This is a genomic window from Anabaena sp. UHCC 0187, from assembly GCF_009712035.1.
Classification (GTDB): Bacteria; Cyanobacteriota; Cyanobacteriia; order Cyanobacteriales; family Nostocaceae; genus Dolichospermum.
In genome coordinates this window covers 119680-144679 of record NZ_VILB01000010.1, presented here as the reverse complement: position 1 = coordinate 144679, position 25000 = coordinate 119680, and the positions used below count along the sequence as shown (strand labels likewise).

Here is a 25000-nt window from a genome sequence, read left to right as displayed (position 1 = left end):
GTTATTTAATTTTTACTGGTAAATAACCTTCCACTAAGCAATCATTACCAACAACACGCCAACTGACACGCTCTAAAAGTAACGCTTCAGTCATATTGGTTAAACCTAATTCTCCCACAGGTGTAGGAGCATGATCTCCACCAATAATTTTGGGAGCGATAAATGCCATAATTTTTTGGACTGCGCCTTGAGCGATCGCACTAGCTGCTAAAATACCACCACATTCCCATAGCACGCTACAAAAACCGCGCTCATATAAATGACTCATAACTGCTTCTGGTGTGAGTGAGTTAAATTCCACCACTTCCACCCCTTTTGACAGCAGCATTTTTTGAAAAGCCTGTGAACTACCAACTGCCGTGACAACTAAAGTTGGAGCTTCTTGAGTATCCCATAGCCGAGCTTGTTCTGGTAAATTCAGACTACGACTCATCACCACTCGCAGGGGATTATGAGCCGCCACTTGATGGCTAGTTAAGTAAGGGTTATCTTTTCTCACCGTATTCCCACCAACAATCACCGCATCACAAGCGGCTCGCAATTGATGAACCTCAGTGCGAGCATCTTGATTTGTGACCCAAGCACTATGACCAGCCGTGGTTGCGATTTTGCCATCTAAGGTCATAGCATATTTCAAAATCCCTAAAGGTCGTTGATAGAGAATGCGATGAATAAAACCTTCATTTAATCGCCGACAAGCCGCTTCTTCCACACCGACCACCACTTCTATCCCGGCAGCCCGGAGCCGCGCAATGCCGCCACCTGCTACCAAGGGATTAGGATCAACCATCCCCACCACCACCTTAGACACACCAGCATTGATTAATCCTTCGGAACAGGGAGGAGTGCGTCCATAGTGGTTACAAGGTTCAAGACTCACATAAATAGTGCTTTCCCGCGCCCGTTCTCCCGCTGCTCTGAGGGCAAAAACTTCGGCGTGAGGTTCACCGGCACGGGGATGAAATCCTTCCCCCACAATCTCCCCATTTTGGACAACCACCGCCCCCACTAAGGGATTTGGTGAAGTGCGTCCTAACGCAGTCCGGGCTAATTCCACACACCTTCGCATCATACGAGAGTCAAAGTCATCACCTACTATTTCTGGGACTACAGGCTGTGCTAGAAGTTGAGGATCTTGAGGTAAAGATGCAGATGCTGGAGAGACTCCTGGAAAATTATCCATTTGACTTATGAATTACGAATTAATTTTATCTGCTGCCACCAGCGATTAAGAGGATAATAAACCACAGGCGCCCACAAACTACTCAGAATTGCTGAAGCTAAGGTCGCCCGCTGGTAATATGTCCAAATACTGTCCATATGACGATTTCCTGCCCAGGATAACTGCACAGCAAAAATAGTGTCTAGTACCACAGCCATGGCAAAGACAATTAAAGCAATAGAAATAAAGTCTTCTTGAATAAACCGCTGTTTTTGGATTAGTGCTGTTAACATTCCGACTATTCCCAAACCCAAGGCATGAGTTGGATCAGGTGATGTCATTGCGTCTTGCAATAGCCCCAAAATGATCCCGGAGAGCATACCAGAAAATACTGAGCGATTGACACTCCAAGCCACTACCCAAATTAATAGCCAGTTAGGACCTATGCGTAATAACTGCATTCCGGGGAGACGAGTTGGCAACAGCAGTAAACATAACAGTACAGTCAAAAATATGATCATCCAATCCATAAATTGATGCCACCAAGGATGCCAAAGCACTAATGGGGGAATCAAAAAATAGGATTTTTGGGCAGAGGAAGCTGCTTTTCTATTCCTGTCACCAGGAAATCCAGGTATCTTCATCGTTTTACTAATTTAGGAAACAAGCTTTTTTATTTAATTGACGGTGGTACTAGTACCGCAGGGCGGAATTAAAAATTAACAATTAAAAATTAAAAAGCAGATGTTATAAGCTTTTCAGGGATTTTTAATGGTTGCTTAACTTATGCCGTGTTGTCCTAGCAACTGAGCTTATTTAGCCACATTTGGGGTGTCTAACTCTTGTTTCTCTGGTTTAGGATAGACAGTTACCCAATCTAAATACTGAATTGGCGGAAATAACTCTACTTTGGCTATGGATGCTGGAAGTTTCTTTAAATCCAATGACTTAATTTTACCTATGGCTAAACCAGCGGGAAACTTCTGACTATAAGTAGATGTAGAAACTAAATCGCCGACTTTAACATTAGGAACTTTTTCATAAAATTCTAACACCGCTTCAGCCGAAGCATCACCTTGCAAAACCCCTTTAGCTGAGGTCCGGCTGATAGTTACTCCCACTTGGCTTTTTAAATCACTAATTAATAATACACTGCTAGTATTAGCCGTGGCATTTTCGACCAAACCGACTAATCCACCATCGGCTTTAACAATAGAACCTTCTTGAATACCCGATGCAGTCCCCCGATTTAAAATTACCTGTTGCCACCAATGATCCGCACTCCTTCCTACCACCCGCGCTATAATTGGTTTCTGTGGCAAAGATTCTTTTTGTACGTAACCTAGTAAATTTGTTAACTGTTGATTTTGACTTTCTAGATCAACTATGCGAGTCTGTAACTCTAAAAATTTCGCATCCCGGATACTTTGCTCAGGAATCGCTCCTGATTGTAACATCTGTAAGGGGCTAGTTATGCCTTGATAAATCTCCCGTAATAATGCCCCTTTTGTCTCTCTGAGTGTCCAAGCACTACCTAGAACTAAGGCCAATAAACCTATTTGTAATCCCTTATATTCCCACCAGCGTCTTAAAGTAAACATATATACCTGTATATATTTCCATAAATTATTGAGGAGTTCCCAGAATATGGCTGATTCCCACCGCTGAGATTGCTATCCGAAAATTCTGCAAGAAACTCCTGGAATTTTTCTATCAAAATAAATAATAATGGATTCTATACTTATTCATAAATACAGAACCCAATATTTCTAATTTACTAAATAGGTGGACGTTAGATAACCACAATCTGTAAAGAAAAGTAAAATTTCCCAAAAACCTCTTCCCTTTTACCTTTTGCCTTGTCATCACGACAATTTTTAACGCCAACCTACTTGTCTGCTACATATTCCGAGAACGCCCGCTGAATACCCTCTCCAACTGTTTGAAGTTTTCTAATACGCGACCTGTCCCTAAAACTACACAGCTTAAAGGATCTGCGGCAATATGGGTAACAATTCCTGTTTCGTGACTAATCAAGGTATCTAGACCTTTGAGTAATGCACCACCTCCTGCCAACATAATCCCGCGATCAATAATATCTGCGGCTAGTTCTGGTGGTGTGCGTTCTAGTGTGCGCCTAACTGCTTCTATAATCACAGCTAGAGGCTCTACCATACTTTCTCTAATTTCTGGGCCTTTGATGGTGACAGTTCTGGGTAAACCAGAAAGCAAATGCAAGCCCCGGACTTCCATCACACTATCATTATCATCTGCGGTCGGGTAGGCAGAACCAATTTTAATCTTAATGTCCTCAGCAGTCCGTTCACCAATTACCAGATTATGAATTTTCTTCATGTACTGAGTAATCGCTTCGGTTAATTCATCTCCAGCAATGCGGACAGACTCGCTAATTACTGTACCTTGAAGACTGAGTACCGCTACTTCTGTCGTTCCTCCACCGATATCAATGATCATGTTACCAGTAGGTTCAGCCACTGGTAGTCCCGCCCCAATTGCCGCGGCAACTGGCTCATCAATCAAAAATACTTCCCTCGCTCCGGCTTGAGTGGCGGCATCCATAACAGCCCGTCTTTCTACTCCCGTGACACCACTGGGAATCCCAATCACAATCCGGGGTAACATCAGGGATTTTCCTTCATTTACCCGCTGAATAAAGCTTTTTAGCATCAACTCAGCCGTATCAAAATCAGCGATCACACCGTCGCGCAGAGGACGCAGGGCAACTACATTGCCTGGTGTGCGTCCGAGCATTTTTTTGGCTTCTTCTCCCACTGCCAGTGCCACTTTGAGATTTTGATCAATGGCAACTACTGAAGGTTCTTGAAGGACAATTCCTTTACCAGATACATAAACTAGGGTATTGGCTGTACCGAGGTCGATACCCATATCCCATGATGGACGAAAATTTCTGAAAAAACCCACGCGTCTCCATGCCCCCTATTTGCGATACTCGTGACTATAAAGATAAGATTTAATAATGACGGATTTCATGATGTTTGTTGGACCCAAGCCAGTCAACTAGACTATTTTTTTATCTAGCTTTTGTCAATCTTGATTTTAATGTCAAGACTCTTATGTTCTATCTTCTCCAGGTCACTCAGTATAACCGTATATTTTTTTTAAAATACCAAGTATTCTTTGAATTTTTTGATAGAATTAATTGTGAGGATTATAACATATTTTGAAGACTTTCACAATTAGTTATTATAGAATTCAGAATAATACAATACAAATGTACCAAAAATAAAATCCATGAGCATTAATGTTGTCACCCTTATTGGCCGTGTAGGTATCGATCCTGATATGAAGTTTTTTGATTCGGGTAAAGTTAAATGTAGATTGACTCTAGCAGTCAGTCGTCGTACCCGTGAAGGAGAACATACAGACTGGTTTAACTTAGAATTATGGGGAAAAATAGCAGAAATAGCGGGTAATTATGTTCGTAAAGGCAAACAGATAGGGGTTAAAGGTTCTTTGAGGTTTGATTCCTGGAGCGATCGCCAAACTGGAGTTAATCGTTCTAATCCAATAATTCACGTAGAACAACTAGAGTTATTAGGTTCTAAGCGTGATGGTGAAGGTGGGGGAGCAGATATGTCTCCAGATAATTTCTAATTTAGTCAGTGGTCAGTTGTCAGTTGTTTTTTCTTTGCTAATGACTAATGACTAATAACTAATTTGTAATGTCACTGATGCTTGTACTTCTTCTTCACCAGCAACTATGGGAGTAGAAGCGTTAACAGTAGTTAATTTAGCCTCAGCCCGGTAAAGCATGGGTGGTGGAGGTGGAGTTGCACCATTAATTTGAATACTGACAATTTCTTTTTGTTGTAATCCCAAGCTGCTAAGAACTGCTTCCGCTTGGTTTTGAGCATCTTGGGTAGCTTTTTTTAAAGCTTGTTTTTGGGCGCTGGCGATCGCTTCATCACTGGCAATAAAACTGACACCGTTAATTTGTGTCGCTCCAGCTTTCACCGCATCATCTAATAATGTCCCAGCTTTATCTGTAGGCATACGGAAACTCACTGTATTACTAGCAGCATAACCAGTAATGCGTTGGACATTATTACTGTAGCTATACACTGGGTTAAGGCGAATTCCTGTAGTAGTTAATTTTTGGACATTGCGTTTTTTGAGCAAGGCTACCACAGCCGATGATTTGCGAGCCGCTTCTTTTTGCACATCTTCAGCGGTTTTTCCCTGAATTTCTACACCTAAACTCACTTGGGATAAGGTTGTCGAAATTGTTTCTACTCCTCTTCCCGTTACAGTTAAAGTTCGCCATAATTTTTCTTTTTCTTGCGCTGATGCAGGTAACATAAAAATCGCGCACATAAATATACTCAAAGATAGAATTTTCCCAATTTTCTTGGTTGGAAAATGAGAATTAGATACAACAGTGATAGACATTTTCCTTGACACTCCTCTAAAAACTGCTCAATTCTTGATCAACTGTTAATTACTGAGAAAACTCCACAAAAAAGATTATCCAATCTTGTGTGATGGGCATCTTGCCCGTCCTTGTATTATTAGCGGGCAAGATGCCCGCACCACAAGAAATTTTGGGATATTTTTTTAATTGGAAGTCTCTAACAGGCACCAAAATATTTTCACACCGAAAATACAATTGGCATATTTATAGTTAAATACTGCTTTAACCCAAATAAGACTTGGTTACATTTTTTGTAACGTAAAAATTATGTGTTGGGTTTCCTTGGGTCAACCCAGTCTACCGTAATTATTTTATGATAGTTCTTCCTTATCAATTTAATGATAACAGATTTAAAATCAATTGTCAACCCCCAAATCTGATTTTTTGCGCGACTCAATTGAGAGATTGAGTGATATTTTTAGATATATTAACTTTGCGTTCTTCCTTTGCGACTTTGCGACTCTGTGAGAAAAAACCATGACATCATCAACACCAGAAACCCTATCTAAATTCGTGCAATTTTGTCACCAACATATTACCGGACAAGAACGCAAAGAAGCACAAACATTTCTCGACCGATTTTTTCGAGCCTTTGGCCATGAAGGTGCATTAGAAGCGGGTGCGACTTACGAAGAAGCAATTAAGAAAAGTAGTAAAACCGGAAAAACTGGCTTTGCTGATTTAGTTTGGAAACCCCGCGTTTTAATAGAAATGAAAAAGCGCGGAGAGGATTTAAATAAACATTATCGTCAAGCCTTTGATTATTGGACAAGGTTAGTTCCAAATCGTCCCAAATACGTGATTTTATGTAATTTTAATGAATTTTGGATCTTTGATTTTGATATTCAATTAGATACACCTGTAGATAAAATTACTCTTGAACAACTGCCAGAACGGTCAGGAGCATTGGCATTTATGGAATTAGGGCAAAAAACTCCTGTATTCCAAAATAACCAAGTTGAGGTAACTGTGAAAGCTGCCCGTCGCATGGGGGAATTATTATTAGAGTTGGAAAGTAGGGGAATTGAAAAGTTAACAGCACAGCGGTTTATTTTGCAATGTGTGTTAGCAATGTTTGCGGAAGATAGACAACTTTTACCCCGTGATATGTTTATTTCTTGTGTTCAAGATTGCATGAAAGGGGGAAGTTCCTATGATGTTTTGGGTGGTTTATTTCGGGAAATGAATCAACGAGGAAAAACACCAGCGGGACGTTATCAAGGAGTTGATTATTTTAACGGAGGTTTATTTTCGCAAATTCATGCAATTGAATTAACTAGGGAAGAATTAAACTTTTTAGATGTGTCTGCGCGAGAAAATTGGAGTAAAGTCCGTCCGGCTATTTTTGGGAATTTATTTGAAGGGAGTATATATAAAGAAGAACGTCACGCGCGGGGAATTCATTACACTTCTGAAGTGGATATTATGAAAATTGTCCGACCGACAATTAGCCGTTATTGGGAAGAGAGAATTGAGGAAGCAACTACAATTAAGGAACTTTCAAAATTGCAAATAGAATTACAAAGTTATCGAGTTTTAGATCCTGCTTGTGGTTCTGGTAATTTTCTTTATATCGCATATCAGGAATTGAAACAAATTGAAAAACTGCTATTAGAGAAAATTCAATCTTTGAGTAAATCTAAGGATAAACAATTGCAAATGGGTTTGGTGACACCTTTGCAATTTTATGGAATGGACACAAATCCGTTTGCTGTGGAATTAGCGCGGGTGACTTTGATGATTGCGCGGAAGATTGCGATTGATAATTTACAGTTAACTGAACCTGCTTTACCTTTGGATACTTTGGATAATAATATTGTTTGTCAAGATGCTTTGTTTAGTGAATGGGTAAAAGCTGATGCTATTATTGGAAATCCGCCATTTTTAGGTGGTAAAAAACTACGCATAGAATTAGGAGATGAATATGCAGAAAAGATATATAAGGCTTTTCCAGATGTCAAAGGACAACCAGATTTTTGTGTATTTTGGTTTAGAAAAGCATCTGATTTATTAGCTGATAAAGGAAGAGGAGGATTAGTTGCTACAAATTCTATTTCTCAAGTTTCGGGGAGAAAAGCCAGCCTAGATTATATTGTTCATAATGGTGGAATTATTCATGATGCAATTTCTACTCAAACTTGGTCTGGAGATGCTGCTGTTCATGTTAGTATTGTTAACTGGACAAAGGAAAAACAAAAACAAAACTTTTTGGATAATGTTGAAGTTCCGTTTATTACTTCTTCGTTAAAAAGTGAGATATCAGTTACAAATGCTGTAAAATTACAAGCAAATAAAAATCTCTCTTTTGAGTCTTGTGCGCTTGGTGGAAAAGGTTTTATAATATCTGAAGAAGAAGCTAGAGAATGGATAAAAATTGATTCTAAAAATGCAAATGTTTTAAAACCAATGATTGATGGTAAAACTTTAATTAATCCTTATTTAACATTAGATTGGGTAATTGATTTTAATGATATGTCCATTGAACAAGCATCTGAGTATGAGTTACCTTTAAAAAGGGTAGAAGAGAAAGTCAAGCCGCAAAAAGATATTAATCGCAGCAATCTCTCTCAAACGTACTGGTGGAGATTTCGTCGGTATAGTCCTGCAATGAGAAAAGCTTTAAAAGGGTTAGAATGCTATTTTGCTATTCCAAAAATTGCTAAATACATTCTTTTCAGTTCTGTTGATATTTCTATTTTACCTTGTGAAGCTAATATGGTGATTGCTTCTGATGATTTTTATATTTTAGGGATAATCAACTCAAAAATACATCAAACTTGGGTAAAAGCGCAAAGTTCAACTTTAGAAGATAGAACTCGCTATACTAATACAACTTGTTTTGAAACCTTCCCATTTCCCCAAACAGCAGATATGAAAATAGTCCAACAAATCCGCACCAAAGCCGAAGAATTACATCAATATCGCACTCAACAAATGGAAACAAAACAATGGGGAATTACTACATTATATAATAAATTCTTCAACGAACCCAGCAGCCAACTTTATCAACTGCATCAACAATTAGATAAACTGGTAATGACAGCTTATAACATTCAAACCAAGGATGATATTTTAGAAAAACTGCTGATATTGAACAAAGAACTAGCCGAAAAAGAAAAACAGGGAATCAAAATTATTGGACCTGGTTCACCAAATTAGAATACAAAGTTATCGGTCGGATGCAATACAATCGAGGGCGGGGTCTTCCCGCTCCTACTCCATGAAATCATGAAAATTAAAGAAAATTTAACCCACTTAGTGGGTTTTGTCTGTGTAGACGCGGTTTATAACCGCCGATAAATTGTATATTAAAATCTATAGCTGTTATTAGCGATGTATATATACCTGAATAAATTCTTGCCACAAAAAAGGTAAAAATAAAGAAATTGTTATTCACATAATCAATGCAGCTTATCAGTGCAACCATTCCCTTATTAGCCACAGCCACAGAAACCGCAGACAGTTCCATGGTATTAGCCGCTGTGCTACTGAGTTTAGTCGTAATTTACTTTGCCAGCAAACTTGGTGGAGAATTATGCAACAAAGTAGGCTTACCAGCCGTTTTAGGTGAACTTCTCGGTGGTGTAGTTATCGGTGTCTCTGTACTCCATCTGTTAGTATTTCCAGAAGGTGGTACAGATACTTCCAGTTCTTTAATCATGACCTTCTTGCAACTGACTGCGGGATTAACCCCAGAAGCCACACCACAGGTATTTGCAGCCCAGTCAGAGGTGATTTCAGTTTTATCAGAATTGGGTGTAATCATCCTCCTGTTTGAAATTGGCTTAGAATCCAACCTCAAAGACCTCATGGCTGTTGGTATTCAAGCTGTGGTTGTGGCAATTGTGGGGGTAGTAGTCCCCTTTGCCGCCGGAACTGTGGGATTAATGACCATATTTGGTGTTGGTGCCATTCCGGCGATTTTCGCCGGTGCAGCCTTGACAGCAACCAGTATTGGTATCACTTCTAAAGTGCTGTCCGAATTAGGACGCTTGAATTCTAAAGAAGGGCAGATTATTCTCGGTGCAGCCGTTATTGATGATGTCTTGGGAATTATCGTCCTCGCGGTAGTTGCCAGTTTAGCTAAAGATGGTGTAGTTGATGTGGGTAACGTCATTTATCTGATCGTTAGTGCCACTTCTTTTATCATTGGGGCGATTGTTTTAGGTAATGTCTTTAATAAATCATTTGTAGCGATCGCTGATAAACTTAAAACTAGAGGTGAAGTAGTCATCCCCGCCTTCATTTTTGCCATAATCATGGCTTACCTCGCCTCCGTCATCCATTTAGAAGCCATTCTGGGGGCTTTTGCCGCCGGGTTAGTTCTCGAAGAAACCGACAAACGCAAAGAACTCCAAAAGCAAGTTATCCCCATTGCTGATATGCTAGTACCAGTTTTCTTTGTCACAGTCGGGGCAAAAACTGATTTGGGAGTCTTAAACCCAGCAATTCCCACCAATCGAGAAGCCTTAATCATGGCAACTTTCCTGATTACAGTTGCCATCATTGGTAAAGTAGTGACAGGTTTAACAGTATTTGGTCAACCTGGCATTAACCGCTTGGCCATTGGTGTGGGGATGATTCCCAGAGGTGAAGTCGGCTTAGTATTTGCTGGAGTAGGTGCAGCTAGTGGTGTTCTCTCAAAACCATTAGGAGCAGCAATTATTATGATGGTTATTATCACCACATTTATCGCTCCTCCCCTGTTAAAATTCGTATTTCCAGAACCAAATACCGCCGCAAATTTAGACAGTAACTCTGGAGAATCACTAGCAGTAGAATCACCACAATCTCTGATCACCACAAAAGATGATTAGTAATTTGGATGTCACATCAAATCCCCAGTAAACTTCACAGAAGATAATTAAAAATTTTATCTACTGTGGTTTCTACATCCATTAGCAAGGAGATTGGAGGAAACTTCTATAATCCAATCTCCGTCCCTTGCGATATTGGCACTGTTACACTTGTAAAATGAATATAATTCCTTTGAATACCCCAGAAATGAATTAATATAGCAACATACCGCTGATTTCACTTTTAGTTAATTAAATTTACCTCTGGTTTTATAAATTTTTTTTGTTGTCCATTCCTAGTAGTCTGAATAATGTTTTGCGTTCCCATTTTTTTTCAGGACAGTTTTTATACGTTGAAGATTTTTTTAGTAATTAGGGAAGATAACCCGCCAAGTTATGTCAGTAATTGACAGTGGTGGGTGTTTTTTATATGTGTCCATACAACAAGCACATATTCCCTAATTAATTATTAATTTAGCTAAGGAGAAAGAATTATGAAATTACACTGGTTAATACCTGGTACTGTTGGCTCTATGGTCATGCTATCGTCACCGACTTTAGCCGCAAACTTGGAATCTTGGCAATTTAATCGCAATCAAAATCTCCTAGAAATCAATACCAGTGGTGCTGTGCAACCACAAGCACAACTAATTTTCAACCCCACGCGGTTAGTGATTGATTTACCGGGTGTTAAATTGGGGAGTTCCCGTTCAACTCAACAAGCAGGAGTAGGGATTCGGGAAATTCGCATCGGCCAGTTTGACGAACAAACAACACGGATAGTTTTAGAACTAAGTCCTGGTTATACTCTAGACCCTAAACAAATAAAATTTGTCGGTAAAAATGCGAATCGCTGGACTGTACAATTACCAAAATTAGAACGTGAGTCAGTATCATCCCCCACGAGCAATACTAATAATAATAATAATAATTACAATCTAGTTAATATAGACTCCCAGACCAAGCCTGAGTTTTCACCAATTGCGAGTAGTAGTCCTAGGGGAAAAACTCAGATAGAGAACTTGCAAATTACTGGTGATGGCTTTTTTATTCGCACTAATGGCGGTAATCCTCAAACCAGAATAATTAGAAGCCGTGATAAAACCACTATATTTCTAGATATTCTCGATACAAGTTTATCAGCCAATTTAACCCAGGGAAATTTGGCGGTTAATAAACATGGTGTAGATAGAATTGAATTTAGTCAATTACAAACAGCACCAACATCTGTCCGTATGGCGTTGAAAGTAGATGAAAATAGCCCTGACTGGCGAGTAACCTCAAGTAGTGGCGGTTTAGTGATCCTTCCTTCTCGGCGGATTGTTAGCTCATCTGAGAACGAGAATTTTCCTCCAAATAGAGCAAATAATAGCTCAACCGCGATAATTCAATCTGTAGAACTCACTGATAATGGCACACAATTACTAATCAGAGCCGACCAAGCTGTATCTGCTACCAGTGGTTGGGATAGAAACTCTGGCTTATTTCGCATCACCATTCCTAATGCTAAATTAGCCAATCAGGTGAAAGGTCCGACTTTTGATCAAAATAGTCCTATTCTTAAACTCCGTCTGCAACCCCAACCGCCAAATACTGTAGTTATCTTTGTTCAACCTGCATCTGGTGTTACATTGGGCGCAATCAACCAAGTGGGAGATAAACTGCTGGCTTTACAACTGCAACGATCTCGTCAGATTAGACCACCGATGAGTTTACCGCCCCTACTACCACCAAAACAACAACTACCTGACCTAAAACCCAGACAACCACAAATTACCCCACGGCGTTCAGTTGGCAAAGGCAAAATAGTAGTTATGATTGACCCCGGACATGGTGGTAAAGATTCAGGCGCAATTGGTATCGGTGGAGTGCTGGAAAAAGATGTTATTTTACCAATTAGCAAAAGAATTACCGAAGTTTTGGAACGAAATGGTATCCAAGTAATTATGACTAGAGATTCTGACTACTTTGTGACTTTACCAGGACGGGTGACTATGGCAGAACGGGCTAATGCTGATGTATTTGTCAGTATCCACGCTAATTCAGCAGGTGCAAATCGTCCAGAAGTTAGTGGTTTAGAGACTTATCATTACAATAGTGGTTTAAGACTAGCTCAGATTGTCCACAGTAAAATTCTGCAAAGTCTCAATGTCAGAGATAGGAAAGTGCGGAAAGCTAGATTTTATGTGCTTCGCAAAACTTCTATGCCCTCAATTTTGGTAGAAACCGGGTTCTTAACTGGTAGAGACGATGCTGCCAAACTGAGAACTTCAGCTTATCAAAATCAAATGGCCGATGCGATCGCCCAAGGGATACTTCAGTATTTAAGGTCAAGATAAATAGTAATTTATAACACTCACTATATGCCATCGCCAATACTGGAAAAATAAATTTCCTTAAAAAATCACAACACTAAAGTTATATGCTATAATGTTACGCCATTAGCCGTGTCTTAATATCAACACAACAATTTTTTACTTAAGTAAAGTAAAATTTGAGGCGGTGATGGTGTGAAGATTAGCCCATAAGTTGAGATATTGACAGATCCCATGAATGCGAATCAGGAGAAAGGATTGTGAAACTACATTGGTTAATACCTAGCACTTTTGGAACAGTCTTCATGCTGTCTGCGCCTGTTTTCGCAGCAAAATTAGAATCTTGGCGGTTTGATACTAATCAAAACCACTTAGAAATTAATACATCTAGCGCTGTCCAACCCCAAGCCCAACTTATTTTTAACCCCACTCGCTTGGTAATTGACTTACCAGGAACTGAATTTGGTCGTCCGTCCTTAACCCAACCGATTGGTGGCAAAATTCGCTCTATTCGCATTGGTCAATTTGATGACCAAACAACCCGCTTAGTTGTAGAACTAGCCCCTGGTTACACCTTCAACCCTAAGCAAGTCAAATTTGTTCCCAGTACAGGTAAACGCTGGATAGTAAAATTACCACAGCCAGAAGTTGCTTCGGCAGAAAGTGGCGAACCGTCACTACCTCCAACCTCAGATCAAGCACCTGAGTCAATACCTGACTCCAGAAGTATTTACAACGTAGTAAGAACAAATCGGATTACCCCATCAAACCGAGAAATAACCCCAGGAGTAGTGCAAATTGATCAATTGCGGGTTACAGGTGATGGGTTTTTCATTAGTAGCAGTGGTGGTAATCCTCAACTGCAAGTCAATCGTAGTCAAGATGATCGCTCTGTCAACATTGATATCATTGGTGCGGCCTTATCACCAAATATGAGACAACGGGATCTATTGATTAATCGCTACGGAGTCCGTCGGATCCAATTTAGTCAATTATCCAGTAATCCATCTGCTGTTCGCATGACCTTGCAGTTAGATAGCAATAGTCGCAGTTGGCAAGCAATGGCTAGTGGTAACAGCGGTTTTGTCGTGATTCCAGATCGCTTGGCCAAATTATCTGATGATAATCAATCCTCAGCACCATCAGTTAGTGACTCCCCCGCAATTATTCAATCTGTAGAAATAGGTGGCAATGGCACACAATTACTCATTAGAGCCGATCAAGCCATATCTGCTACCAGCGGCTGGGATAGAAACTCCGGTTTATTTCGCATCACCATTCCCAATGCTAAGTTAGCTAATCAGGTCAAAGGTCCTGCTTTTAATAACAATAGCCCTATTCTGAAAGTCCGTCTCCAACCCCAAGATGACAATACTGTAGTTGTGCTTGTTCAACCTGCATCTGGTGTTAGCTTTGGGTCGCTCAATCAAGTTACCACTCAGTTGTTAGCGCTACAATTACAAACTAACCTCCGCGCTCAACGTCCTGGGATTACACCCCCTATACCTCCTATCCCACGACTAGATCCCCCAAGTTTTAATACAGAGCCTCCGCAAACAAGATTCCAGCCCCGTCTACCAGCCCCTAGAGGGAAAGTTTTAGTAGTTATTGATCCGGGACATGGTGGTAAGGATTCTGGCGCTCCTGGACTGGGTGGGTTACTAGAAAAGGATGTCGTTCTGCCTATTAGTACAAAATTGGCGAGAATTTTGGAGCAAAACGGTGTCCAAGTTGTCCTCACGCGGGATGCTGACTTTTTTGTGGAACTCCAAGGACGGGTGGATATAGCCAAGCGGGTTAATGCTACTTTATTCGTCAGCATTCACGCTAATGCTGTAGATAATCGGTCTGATGTCAATGGTTTAGAAGTCTATTATTATGACAGTGGCTATGGTTTAGCCGAAACGGTTCGGCAAACTATTCTCCAAAATATTAGTACCCTGAAGAATAGAGGAACTCGTAAAGCTAGATTTTATGTGCTGAGAAAAAATTCTATGCCTGCTATTTTAGTGGAAACTGGCTATATGACTGGTCGTGAAGATAATCCCCGCTTAGGCTCATCAGAATACCAAAGTCGGATGGCTGAGGGCATAGCTAGTGGTGTTCTGAATTATTTAAAACAAAGATAATGATCGTCAGTTGTTCTTTGTCAGTTGTTCGTTGTTTTTTCTTTACCACTGACCACTGACTACTAACCACTGACTACTGACCACTGACCACAATCTAAATTAATATTTGCTGTGTATTCATCTTCTATTTTTGATCCTCATTTTGATAATTTTTCCCCTCAAGAACCTCAACGCGCTCCGATTGGGGTATTTGACAGCGGTGTTGGTGGACTAACTGTACTGCGACAAATTTATCAACAACTTCCCAATGAATCTATTATTTATGTAGGGGACACAGCCCGTCTTCCCTATGGTATTCGTTCCCAAACAGAAATTCTACAATTTGTTCGAGAAATCCTCCGTTGGATGCAGCAGCAAGGGGTGAAAATGGCAATTATGGCTTGTAACACCAGTTCTGCTCTGTCCTTAGATATAGTTCGTCAAGAATTTAATTTCCCCATTTTAGGAGTGATTCTACCAGGGGCAAAGGCAGCAGTCCAAGAAGGACAGCGCATCGGTGTAATTGCTACTCCAGCTACTGCTCAAAGCAATGCCTACCGTCAAGCTATTTTAGAAATTCAACCTAATGTTCAAGTTTGGCAAGTCAGTTGTCCAGAATTTGTCCCACTAATTGAACAAAATCGCATCCATGACCCTTATACTACTGAAATCGCCAAAACTTATTTAGAACCTTTGCTGAAGCAAAAAATAGATACTTTAGTCTATGGTTGTACCCATTATCCCCATTTGTCACCAGTTTTGCGATCGCTCCTGCCCTCTCAAGTCAAGCTAATTGATCCAGCGGTTCATGTAGTAGCTGCTTGCTCTCAAGAGTTAGATATACTAGGTATTAAGAATACTCATCCACCCATGCCTACCCGCTTCGCTGTTAGCGGTTGTCCTCAACAATTTACTCAGTCTGGTTTACAGTGGTTGGGTTATACTCCAATGGTAGAGCAAGTATGTTTTGCTGATGCTGTCGTATCTTAAATGAAGGCAGGAGTTAGGAGTCACCGAGTCAGGAGAAAGAAAATTCCACCCCTAAACCCCTAAACCCCTAAACCCTTTCATTGACTATTAACAGCTTCCGTCACATTTGCCGTTAATCCTCTCTGCTGCTTGTACTTATCTTTTACATTATTAGAATCGCTTTGAGAAATATCTTTTCTGCCTGCTCGCTTGGCCAATGCCAATAACAAGTACACACTGAATAAATAGCCAGCAGCTAAAATAAATATCATCATGGGCATATTTCCGTAAATCATTGTTCCCCCATTTTTAATTGCTAAGGAATATAAAATTGCATACAAAACTAGCAGGACTCCAGTTAATCAAGCACATCCTTGATAACTGTAGTTAGCTATACCAAACTGTCCAGTAGAAAACCAATTTTCTCTGGTCAATTAATTTATTTTCTTTAATATCAACTTTCCCAGGCCATACATCCGACAGCAGTAAAATTGCTAAACAGCAATTTTAAACTGCGCTCATCAGCAGTCTACCTAGCCTGTATTATTGACCTCACACCAAGTTAAATAAATATACGCTAATACCCAACGTGCGCTGAATACGTTGAGTTAGTTCCATAACTGGAAAAGCATAATTCAACTCAAAAGGTATGGCTATAGCCCAAAATCTAGGAATAATTTCCATCTTCTCTTGGGCGACGAGTTATTTTAGACCCACAACACTATTGTGTAAAATCACCAAATGATGGTTTTACTTCGGAAGTGAATAATCTGAAAAATTTAACATCTCTAAGTATTAGCCTAACACAGCCATCTTGAATTTGAAGCTAATTTCTAGACGAAATTTAAAAATTTTTCGTGGCTGACAGCCAATTTAAATTTACTGGTAGTGCCTGTTAATTTATTGACATAATAGCTTGAATTATTACGCACTTATAGATGAGTTTGGCAAAAACCAACCTGAAGAGGATTTTAATCGTAACATATTTATAATCTAATGTATGAATAACTTAATAGATATTAAAAATCAGATTTCCAGAGGAAAACTTTGCGCTGACACTGGGTTATCTTAAAATTAAAGAATATGTAAACTTTCGTAACCTAAGCCAGAGTCCGCCCATCCATGACCCCAGCCACCTCCCTGTTTACCCCTGTGGAAGCAGACCTGCAAATACTAGCAGATAACCTTAAACAGCTAGTTGGAAATCGCCACCCCATACTCTATGCCGCAGCCGAACATTTATTCGGTGCTGGGGGGAAGCGCATTAGACCCGCCATAGTGCTACTTATATCGCGGGCGACCATGCTAGACGAAGACATTACAGCACGTCACAGACGACTGGCGGAGATTACAGAAATGATCCACACAGCCAGTTTAGTACATGATGATGTGGTAGATGAGTCAAATGTCCGGCGTGGTGTACCGACAGTACATAGTTTGTTTGGTAATCGTATTGCTGTGCTTGCAGGGGATTTCCTCTTTGCTCAATCCTCCTGGTATTTAGCAAATCTCAACAACTTGGATGTTGTCAAACTGCTTTCGGAAGTAATTATGGATTTAGCTGCTGGAGAAATCCAGCAAGGGCTAAATCGTTTTGATGCTAGTCTTTCTACGGAAACCTACCTGCAAAAGAGTTATTACAAAACAGCGTCATTAATTGCCAACAGCGCCAAAGCCGCTGGATTAATTAGTGAAACATCCCTAGAAACTGCCGAACACTTGTACAGTTATGGTCGCCATCTAGGTCTTTCTTTTCAGATAGTAGATGATATTCTTGATTTCACCAGTTCAACAGACACCCTGGGTAAACCAGCCGGTTCTGATCTCAAAAGTGGCAACCTGACAGCGCCAGCTTTATATGCCTTGGAAGAAAAACCTGACTTGGAAATCTTGATTGAACGAGAGTTTGCCCAAGAAGGTGATTTAGAGAAGGCATTGGCACTAATTCATGATAGTCGAGGTATCCAGCGAGCTAGAGAATTAGCGGCTCACCATGCTAAATTAGCCACCGAGCATATCGGTATTTTAGAACCATCAGCATCACGGGAAGCACTCATGAATTTGACCGACTATGTACTAAGTCGGCTTTACTAAACAAAAATTAGGGCGATTTCAGATTTGGGATTGAGGAGATTTAACATCCAAAATCCCAAATTTGTTTAGGCAATATTGGGAGGAACTGTTTTTTTGGTTTTAAATTCTTGTAATCGTTGCTGAATCAGCCTTTCTAGCTCAGAACGCCGCACTTCTACAGTATTTTTTATATTTCCTGGTGTTTCGATAAAAACTATGCTGTGTACTGGTTTCAGGGCTACTAATTGGAACAAAATTTGGGTAACATCCATGAGGGTTGGCAGCAAGTGAGGGTCACGCCCAGCACCTGAGATTAGGGAAACATCTTGTATGGTAGGGAAAGCGTAAATAACTTGCTTTTCTATTCCTGGATTTGCGCGGTTGCTCAATGTAGTTAAAACCCAATCCTTCTCAGAATTTTGGAGAATAAAGTATTGGTAGTGGTTTAACTTTTGGGCAATGGCGATTAATACAGGAGCGATTGATACCATAATTTCTGGTGTCACGCCATCCTGGGGTGCATTGTCTATCAGCAATTGAATTTGTGCTTCTAAATCCATCATGAGTTGTAAATGAATGTTGGATAATGGCTAAAACATGAGCGCAAAATATCCCACAAAAATGGGGTTCACAAGTTCAATCTTCTTACGCCACATATCCTCACTGTAGATTGGTTTGCGTTTGACTTGTACACAAAAACCATGAAGCTATTATCCAAATTCTGACAAGTCGTGTCCAAAGTATGTTAGGGTCTTTTTGAGAACTGGGACTATGAATTCAGCCGCAATCGCAACTACTCAGGGGAAAATTTCTATCAGCGTGGAGGTCATCTTTCAATTCCTATTTAGGGAACTTCAACAGTCAACTAAGGCTTCCGAGCAAAATTGTCACGATGTATCTGTGAGAATTACCAACGAAGTCCTGCGGATTTGTAATGAAAGTAAACGCATTCAAACTTCCGGGTCTGTAGAAAGTTCAGCCATGAGCCTAGCTAAACATCGGTTACAACAGTGTATCCGTTACTATCAGTTAGGTTCAAGTCGTGGCAGGGTAGAACTACACAGCACCTTAAGTGCCATTGTTTACCGTTATATTAATCCCCCTCATAAGCAATTAAGCTATCAAGGGCGATTGACAATCATTGAAGATTTTCTCCAGAGTTTTTATCTAGAGGCTTTAAATGCTTTTAGAAGGGAGAACCAATTAGGTCCTACCTATCGCCCTCAGACTCTATTGGAATTGGGAGAATACATGGCATTTACCGAACGATATGGTAAACGTCGGATTCCCCTCCCAGGCAGGCAGCAACAGCTAATTATTCTGCGAGCGCAAACTTTTTCCAAACAGCAGCCTCCAGAAACAAGTGTAGATATAGAACAGGCATCTGAAAGTGGTAGCGGTGAGTATGACGGTTCTTGGGAAGAGCCAGCTATTCACAAATTGCGCTCGGCTATGGCAATGCAGCCCGAACCCGAAGAAGATACCCTGCGCTCGGTTGTGATTACCGAATTAATCGGCTATTTAGAAGAAAAAGAACAATCTGACTGTGCTGATTACTTTGCTCTTCGTCTTCAGGATTTATCAGCACCAGAAATTGAGTCAATTTTAGGTTTAACATCTCGGCAGCGTGATTACTTACAGCAACGGTTTAAATATCATTTAATTCGGTTTGCTCTTTTACATCGCTGGGAATTAGTACATGAGTGGTTAGAAGTTTCCTTACCCACTAATTTGGGTTTAACTCCAATTCAATGGGAAACTTATCTGGCACAGCTAGATGATAAACAAAAGTCTATTTTAGATTTGAAGCAAGAAGGAAAACCTGACGAACAAATAGCCAAGACTGTAGGCTTGTCAATGGCACAATTACAGAAACGGTGGTTTAAGATTCTGGAACAAGCTTGGGAAATTCGTAACTCATTAGTGTCCGGATCTAGTGCATCTACCCATGAATGGTGACTCAGAATCCTCACAAAATTATTAGCTGACTTGGGTATTGGAAAATTACAAATTCAACACTTAAGTGTATAGCTTGTTAGAATGTGAGGAAATTGACGGGGTAGACATTCATTTCAAGATGGTAGCCAAATAATTGGTGAACTAAACTTGACAAGAAAAGCCCCAAACCTTTCAATTGGGAGAAATTCCTACTGTGCAAGAACGTTTTCAAGCTATTCTTAAGCGTCGTTTACAAGACCAAGTAGAAAAAAATCCACCGTTGTTCCCCTGGGAAACACAATCAGTAGAGTATCCTGACTGTGTAGAAGAACAATCACTAGGATTAGTTCCTGTTTGGGGGTGGACAGTCCACCAGTCTAAGCTGAATTTGCCGATTCCTTTGCCAGAAAAAGTTTTTTGGCAATTGTTAGAAAAATGTCAAGTGTTATTGACATCTTCCGTACCCCTGGGAGCTAAATTAGTTCAGGTGGTAGAAAGTATGTTCCCCACGGATACCCAAGCCATCAATGATTTGGCTGGATTAGTCCTGAGAAGCTCTTATCGTTCGGCTGATACTTTGACAGCTACTCCCGATGTTGAGAGCGATTATTTTGATTTATTACCACGTCAACAAATGGCATTGTCATTAATGGCAGCCAAGCAACTGTTAGAAAATTTAACTTTACCGATTTCATTTACTCAGCCACTGCTAGAAAGACAATGGCTGACTACTGTGGGGACTCTGAGTATTCGAGTAGAATTACGGAATTCAGGTAAATTCACGATATTAACAGTTCAGGGGGAATTACCTACGCCAGGGATTTTACAACTACAAAGTAGTAATACTCAAGATATGGTAAAATCTGGAACTTCTGAAATACCAGTTATAGAGTTAAAAATTGATAAAAGTCAGCCAACTTATACTTTGGCAATTGAGTTCCCCGAATTAGATCAGCAGCCTTTATTGTTGGCGATTCAGGTGAAAATCTAACTCAAAATTACCATCTCTAGTAATTGGATGGGAGGAATGGCAAGCGATGTATAATAATCTTGATTAATTTCCGAGGTTTAAACCTTAATTCTCTTTGCAATCAACAATATTAAGGGCATCTCTAGAACCTTAGCTATGAGCAGGATACTTGTACTCTTAGGGAGTCTAACGCTAGGATAGGGGAAAGTTGAAGGTAAGACCATAGTTTTTACCTAGCATGGTATCCGCAGCGTCTACATCATAGCTTTGCTTACTTAAAAATGTTTAATTTATCCAGGATGAATCGGTTTTGGCGTTTACCTGTAGGTAATCACTGGCCACAAACTAGAGGAAAATCACCAGTAAAAGAAGTGGAAGATTCAATTCCTTTACGGGTGCTAGTGATGGCCTTGGTAATTTTGGGGATTGTGGCCACGGATATTGCTGGTGAAACTCAATTTAGTCTGTGGACAGTACCACTGACTATGGTGGGTACAGGCTGGAGTTACTACCGTCGCCGTAGTCCTAATATTCCGATCCAGTTTTGTATTGCAATTGGAATGTTATTGGCTTTAGGTGCTTTTTTTGGGCGGTTTATCGGCAATTGGAATGATACCCGGCTGAGTTTGGCAGAGTTATTAATTCAATTGCAAGTGCTACACAGCTTTGATACGCCCCGACGCAAAGATTTGGGCTATTCCATTGTGATTGGGTTAATATTGGTGGGCGTGGCGGCAACATTGAGCCAAACTATGGCGTTTGCACCTGTGTTGCTATTATTTTTAGGAATCACTCTCCCAACTTTAGTTCTAGATTACCGTTCCCGCTTAGGTTTTAAGGAATCAACTTCAGAAAAATCTCCCAAAAAGAATAAGAATTATAATTTCAATTTTAAATTTCTAATTTTAAATTTTTTGTTGATTGTGACTTTGGGACTGGGGATTTTTGCAATTTTACCCCGGTTTCCCGGTTATCAACTCCGGTCTTTTCCTGTGAGTGCGCCGCTTAAAGTTCCAGACAATTTTACAGGACGGAGTATTATTAACCCTGGTTATGTCCGTGAAGGCAAGGGTAATGGTCAAGGAAATGGTAGCGGTAGCGGTGGAAATGCTGGTGAACCAGGAACAATAGACAATAATTTTTATTACGGTTTCAATAGCGAGATGAACCAAAACCTGCGGGGAGAGATGAAACCCAAGGTGGTAATGCGTGTGCGATCGCAAGCAGAAGGTTTTTGGCGCGTCCTGGCTTTTGACAATTATACAGGTAAAGGTTGGAAGATTTCCCGTAATGATCAAGTTACTACCCTCAGACAATCACCTTGGACTTCCCGCATTTCTATTGACCCCCCACTGTTCACTACTCCCACAAAAGAGGTAGTCCAAACTTATAATTTGGTGTCGGAGTTACCTAACCTAATTCCGGCAATGTCCTATCCTAAAGGGTTATACTTTCCTACACCAGCAATAGCGGTTGATCAAGAAGATGGTTTACGTGCGCCAGTGCAGTTGTCAGAAGGGCTAACTTATACTGTAGTTTCAGATGTTCCTTACCGCGATCGCTCTTTATTGGGTAAAGCCTCAACCAAATACCCAGCTAATATTAAACAGTATTATCTACAAATCCCCCCAGCAATCGCCGATAAAGTCCGAAAACGGACTGAAGAAATGCTGGCTAGTTATGATCAACAGCGAGTTTCCCGTTCTCCAGGGACGAAAAGCCTAGATTCAACTTACGAAAAAGCTCTTTACTTAGCCCAGTATGTTAAACAAAATTACACCCTCCCCACAAATCCCTTAGACTTGCCTTATTTGGATGACAAGGATGATTTAGTAGAAAGTTTTTTATTCAAAAATAAAGGTGGCTATCCAGACCATTTTTCTACTACGTTAACCGTGATGCTGCGTTCCATAGGCATTCCAGCCCGGTTAGTAGCGGGATTTGCACCAGGAGAATTTAATCCGTTTACAGGGATGTATGTTGTTCGTAATACTGATGCCTATGCGATGACGGAAGTTTATTTCCCTAAGTATGGCTGGTTTACCTTTGATCCAATTCCTGGCCATCCTTTGATTCCCCCTTCGATAGAAGAAGATCAGACTTTTAGTGTGCTGCGTCAATTTTGGAATTGGGTGGCTGGTTGGCTACCTTCACCAATTACAGCTATTTTAAATACTGTGTTTGGGACGATATTTAGCTGGTTATTCCAAGGAATAGCTTGGTTTTTGGCTTTATTTACTAAAGGTTGGTTGGGGATATTAACCGGTTTAATTGTGGGGACAATCGCGGCTTTCTTAGGTTGGCTGAGTTGGGGGCAATGGCGTAAGTGGCTGAATATCCGCTGGTTAAAGAAATTACCCCCAATGGAAAGACTTTACCAACAAGTCCTGCAATGGACTGCTAACAAGGGTTTAGGGAAGCATCCCAGTCAAACACCTCTAGAATATGCCCAGTTTTCACGCCGACACCATTCTCCAGAAATAGCTGAGGTGATAGATGATATCTGTCAAGCTTATGTGAGTTGGCGTTATGGTGGACATAATCCTAACTGGCAACAATTACAACAAAGATGGCAAGCATTGAAGAAAGTTGAGAAAAATCGCGTTTCTTGATAATTTGGGGCAATTCAAAAATGCCCCTACAGGTTTTACCGTTGTTATTGCTCCTGAATCTTGCAAAAAAGATGTCTTTGAGTCTAAAATAGTAATTGCCAATGGTGTGTGCTTTACTTTATTTAACTCCTCAAATAGTACTGCAGTACCATTAATTATTCATTCTTGCCTTCAAAAAGCTCATTTCACCTATATTTTTTTAAATTCAAAGGAAAGCGTGACTAGCTTGTATGGATGTGATTCTGCGTATATCATAAGGAATATTTTTAGTAGATTTGATTGATAATACAGCTAAAAAAAGCATTTGTTATGAAAAAACTGGGGATAACGTGGTTTAAATCGTTGTAACTCCGATTCTTTAGCGATAACATGGAAATAAGTTTACTACAAGCTTTTCATTTCTGGTTTAGCTGAAATTTTTTTTATGGAAATTCAATTAATCAATATCGGGTTTGGTAATATCGTCTCTGCCAACAGAGTCGTTGCCATCGTTAGTCCAGAATCTGCTCCCATTAAGCGGATTATCACCGATGCTAGGGATAGAGGTCAACTGGTTGATGCTACCTATGGACGACGGACAAGGGCGGTGATTATCACCGATTCTAGTCATGTTATTCTCTCGGCAATTCAGCCAGAAACCGTAGCCAATCGGTTTGTGATTTCCCGTGATCATCATGTTGTAGATAATTAATCGTCGGAATAGTTATCAACCCAACTCTATTTGTACCATATCGGCCGTACCATGTGAATTAGACTGGTTTTCTGTCACCAGTGCTACAAATTCTTTAGTCTTGATGCCAATTGGAATTGTGAGGATGAGAGATGCAGCCGAAAAACTGCTACTGTAGGTATTTGATCATCTCAAATCTCAAGTTCAAAATGGTATTAGTTGTTTTAGCAGCTAAAACAAGACTAATGAATAATTTATATTTATTAATTCACAAATTCAACGGATAATGCAAGTCTTACCTATCTATAATGGTGCAAATACGAAACAATTCCCGCCTCTAGGCAAGCTAATTGTTTTAACAGGTCCGAGTGGAGTTGGCAAAGGTACTTTAATGAATGCAATTCTCCAGCGTTATCCAGAATTGCATTATTCAGTATCTGCAACAACTCGTTCTCCTCGTCCGGGAGAAATCAATGGTAAAAACTATGACTTTATCAGCCGGAGTAAGTTTGAACAATTAGTTACTCAAGGTGAATTTTTGGAATGGGCAGAATTTGCTGGGAATTTTTATGGTACACCCCGTGAAGCTGTCCTTAACCAGATTCAGTCTGGTAAGTTGGTGGTGCTAGAAATTGAACTAGAAGGAGCAAGACAAATCCGTAATACTTTTCCTAGCGCCCTGAGTATTTTTATTTTGCCACCTTCGTTTTCAGAATTAGAAAAACGGATCCGTGAACGGGGACAAGATTCTGAAGAAGCTATCACTCGTCGTTTGCAACGTGCTGAAGAGGAAGTTGCCGCTGCTAATGAATTTGATATAAAAATTATCAATGATGATTTTGAGGAAGCTTTAAATGAAATTGAAAAAGCTATTTTTGGTTCAGAGTCTCCTGTATAAAGACAATTAAACTTTATAGGCGATTCCTAGGTCGTG

At 40.2% G+C, this 25000-nt stretch carries 19 protein-coding genes; 12 read left to right on the top strand and 7 right to left on the bottom strand.

Annotation, left to right across the window (positions count from 1 at the left end; translation table 11 throughout):
• Position 1: 1 nt before the first annotated feature.
• The 4 genes from ribD to FJR11_RS08910 all read right to left on the bottom strand — a co-directional run bounded on the left by ribD (position 2) and on the right by FJR11_RS08910 (position 4069).
• A complete protein-coding gene (gene ribD, locus FJR11_RS08925) occupies positions 2–1183 on the bottom strand; it encodes a bifunctional diaminohydroxyphosphoribosylaminopyrimidine deaminase/5-amino-6-(5-phosphoribosylamino)uracil reductase RibD (RefSeq protein WP_168503335.1) in 1182 nt (393 codons plus the stop codon).
• Positions 1184–1188: 5 nt separating this feature from the next.
• On the bottom strand, positions 1189–1806 hold the full coding sequence (mreD, locus tag FJR11_RS08920; protein ID WP_168503334.1) for a rod shape-determining protein MreD: 618 nt from the start codon (positions 1804–1806) through the stop codon (positions 1189–1191).
• Positions 1807–1974: 168 nt separating this feature from the next.
• Complete coding sequence (mreC, locus tag FJR11_RS08915; RefSeq protein WP_168503333.1) at positions 1975–2763, bottom strand: rod shape-determining protein MreC; 789 nt, start codon at positions 2761–2763, stop codon at positions 1975–1977.
• Between the two features lie 298 nt (positions 2764–3061).
• A complete protein-coding gene (locus FJR11_RS08910) occupies positions 3062–4069 on the bottom strand; it encodes a rod shape-determining protein (RefSeq protein WP_168503332.1) in 1008 nt (335 codons plus the stop codon).
• A gap of 366 nt (positions 4070–4435) precedes the next feature.
• Here FJR11_RS08910 and FJR11_RS08905 point away from each other — a divergent pair, with 366 nt between their 5' ends.
• A complete protein-coding gene (locus FJR11_RS08905) occupies positions 4436–4798 on the top strand; it encodes a single-stranded DNA-binding protein (protein WP_168503331.1) in 363 nt (120 codons plus the stop codon).
• 51 nt (positions 4799–4849) lie between these two features.
• Here FJR11_RS08905 and FJR11_RS08900 read toward each other — a convergent pair whose 3' ends face one another.
• Complete coding sequence (locus FJR11_RS08900; RefSeq protein ID WP_168503330.1) at positions 4850–5593, bottom strand: SIMPL domain-containing protein; 744 nt, start codon at positions 5591–5593, stop codon at positions 4850–4852.
• Between the two features lie 499 nt (positions 5594–6092).
• On the opposite strand from FJR11_RS08900, the gene FJR11_RS08895 reads away from it, so the two are divergent.
• The 5 genes from FJR11_RS08895 to murI all read left to right on the top strand — a co-directional run bounded on the left by FJR11_RS08895 (position 6093) and on the right by murI (position 15824).
• The gene (locus FJR11_RS08895; protein ID WP_168503329.1) at positions 6093–8774 is read left to right on the top strand and encodes a DNA methyltransferase; all 2682 of its coding nucleotides are present in this window, start codon (positions 6093–6095) and stop codon (positions 8772–8774) included.
• Positions 8775–9019: 245 nt separating this feature from the next.
• A complete protein-coding gene (locus FJR11_RS08890) occupies positions 9020–10432 on the top strand; it encodes a cation:proton antiporter (RefSeq protein WP_168503328.1) in 1413 nt (470 codons plus the stop codon).
• A gap of 473 nt (positions 10433–10905) precedes the next feature.
• On the top strand, positions 10906–12750 hold the full coding sequence (locus FJR11_RS08885) for an N-acetylmuramoyl-L-alanine amidase (RefSeq protein ID WP_168503327.1): 1845 nt from the start codon (positions 10906–10908) through the stop codon (positions 12748–12750).
• 236 nt (positions 12751–12986) lie between these two features.
• Positions 12987–14855, top strand: coding sequence for an N-acetylmuramoyl-L-alanine amidase (locus FJR11_RS08880; RefSeq protein ID WP_168503326.1), 1869 nt, complete (start codon positions 12987–12989; stop codon positions 14853–14855).
• A gap of 111 nt (positions 14856–14966) precedes the next feature.
• Positions 14967–15824 (top strand): glutamate racemase, encoded by an 858-nt coding sequence (murI, locus tag FJR11_RS08875; protein WP_168503325.1) that lies wholly within the window; start codon positions 14967–14969, stop codon positions 15822–15824.
• Positions 15825–15901: 77 nt separating this feature from the next.
• Here the strand turns inward: murI and FJR11_RS08870 are convergent, their stop codons facing one another.
• Positions 15902–16099, bottom strand: a complete 198-nt coding sequence (locus tag FJR11_RS08870) for a hypothetical protein (RefSeq protein ID WP_168503370.1) — start codon at positions 16097–16099, stop codon at positions 15902–15904.
• Positions 16100–16925: 826 nt separating this feature from the next.
• On the opposite strand from FJR11_RS08870, the gene sds reads away from it, so the two are divergent.
• On the top strand, positions 16926–17897 hold the full coding sequence (gene sds, locus FJR11_RS08865) for a solanesyl diphosphate synthase (protein WP_168503324.1): 972 nt from the start codon (positions 16926–16928) through the stop codon (positions 17895–17897).
• A 65-nt stretch (positions 17898–17962) separates the two neighbouring features.
• Here sds and FJR11_RS08860 read toward each other — a convergent pair whose 3' ends face one another.
• Positions 17963–18436, bottom strand: coding sequence for a hypothetical protein (locus tag FJR11_RS08860; protein ID WP_168503369.1), 474 nt, complete (start codon positions 18434–18436; stop codon positions 17963–17965).
• Positions 18437–18647: 211 nt separating this feature from the next.
• On the opposite strand from FJR11_RS08860, the gene hetZ reads away from it, so the two are divergent.
• The 5 genes from hetZ to gmk all read left to right on the top strand — a co-directional run bounded on the left by hetZ (position 18648) and on the right by gmk (position 24964).
• A complete protein-coding gene (gene hetZ, locus FJR11_RS08855; RefSeq protein WP_168503323.1) occupies positions 18648–19835 on the top strand; it encodes a heterocyst differentiation protein HetZ in 1188 nt (395 codons plus the stop codon).
• Positions 19836–20028: 193 nt separating this feature from the next.
• A complete protein-coding gene (locus FJR11_RS08850; RefSeq protein ID WP_371417490.1) occupies positions 20029–20805 on the top strand; it encodes a PatU in 777 nt (258 codons plus the stop codon).
• Positions 20806–21065: 260 nt separating this feature from the next.
• On the top strand, positions 21066–23396 hold the full coding sequence (locus FJR11_RS08845) for a DUF3488 and DUF4129 domain-containing transglutaminase family protein (protein ID WP_254444721.1): 2331 nt from the start codon (positions 21066–21068) through the stop codon (positions 23394–23396).
• Positions 23397–23820: 424 nt separating this feature from the next.
• The gene (gene remA, locus FJR11_RS08840; protein WP_015080662.1) at positions 23821–24087 is read left to right on the top strand and encodes an extracellular matrix/biofilm regulator RemA; all 267 of its coding nucleotides are present in this window, start codon (positions 23821–23823) and stop codon (positions 24085–24087) included.
• A 262-nt stretch (positions 24088–24349) separates the two neighbouring features.
• A complete protein-coding gene (gmk, locus tag FJR11_RS08830; RefSeq protein ID WP_371417491.1) occupies positions 24350–24964 on the top strand; it encodes a guanylate kinase in 615 nt (204 codons plus the stop codon).
• Positions 24965–25000 lie beyond the last annotated feature (36 nt).

What these genes read in the sequence shown, in the direction of transcription:
- ribD (WP_168503335.1), bottom strand. Translation starts at nt 1,183, where the DNA reads ATGGATAATTTTCCAGGAGTCTCTCCAGCATCTGCATCTTTACCTCAA.
- mreD (WP_168503334.1), bottom strand. Translation starts at nt 1,806, where the DNA reads ATGAAGATACCTGGATTTCCTGGTGACAGGAATAGAAAAGCAGCTTCC.
- mreC (WP_168503333.1), bottom strand. Translation starts at nt 2,763, where the DNA reads ATGTTTACTTTAAGACGCTGGTGGGAATATAAGGGATTACAAATAGGT.
- FJR11_RS08910 (WP_168503332.1), bottom strand. Translation starts at nt 4,069, where the DNA reads ATGGGTATCGACCTCGGTACAGCCAATACCCTAGTTTATGTATCTGGT.
- FJR11_RS08905 (WP_168503331.1), top strand. Translation starts at nt 4,436, where the DNA reads ATGAGCATTAATGTTGTCACCCTTATTGGCCGTGTAGGTATCGATCCT.
- FJR11_RS08900 (WP_168503330.1), bottom strand. Translation starts at nt 5,593, where the DNA reads ATGTCTATCACTGTTGTATCTAATTCTCATTTTCCAACCAAGAAAATT.
- FJR11_RS08895 (WP_168503329.1), top strand. Translation starts at nt 6,093, where the DNA reads ATGACATCATCAACACCAGAAACCCTATCTAAATTCGTGCAATTTTGT.
- FJR11_RS08890 (WP_168503328.1), top strand. Translation starts at nt 9,020, where the DNA reads ATGCAGCTTATCAGTGCAACCATTCCCTTATTAGCCACAGCCACAGAA.
- FJR11_RS08885 (WP_168503327.1), top strand. Translation starts at nt 10,906, where the DNA reads ATGAAATTACACTGGTTAATACCTGGTACTGTTGGCTCTATGGTCATG.
- FJR11_RS08870 (WP_168503370.1), bottom strand. Translation starts at nt 16,099, where the DNA reads ATGATTTACGGAAATATGCCCATGATGATATTTATTTTAGCTGCTGGC.
- sds (WP_168503324.1), top strand. Translation starts at nt 16,926, where the DNA reads ATGACCCCAGCCACCTCCCTGTTTACCCCTGTGGAAGCAGACCTGCAA.
- FJR11_RS08860 (WP_168503369.1), bottom strand. Translation starts at nt 18,436, where the DNA reads ATGGATTTAGAAGCACAAATTCAATTGCTGATAGACAATGCACCCCAG.
- hetZ (WP_168503323.1), top strand. Translation starts at nt 18,648, where the DNA reads ATGAATTCAGCCGCAATCGCAACTACTCAGGGGAAAATTTCTATCAGC.
- FJR11_RS08845 (WP_254444721.1), top strand. Translation starts at nt 21,066, where the DNA reads ATGTTTAATTTATCCAGGATGAATCGGTTTTGGCGTTTACCTGTAGGT.
- remA (WP_015080662.1), top strand. Translation starts at nt 23,821, where the DNA reads ATGGAAATTCAATTAATCAATATCGGGTTTGGTAATATCGTCTCTGCC.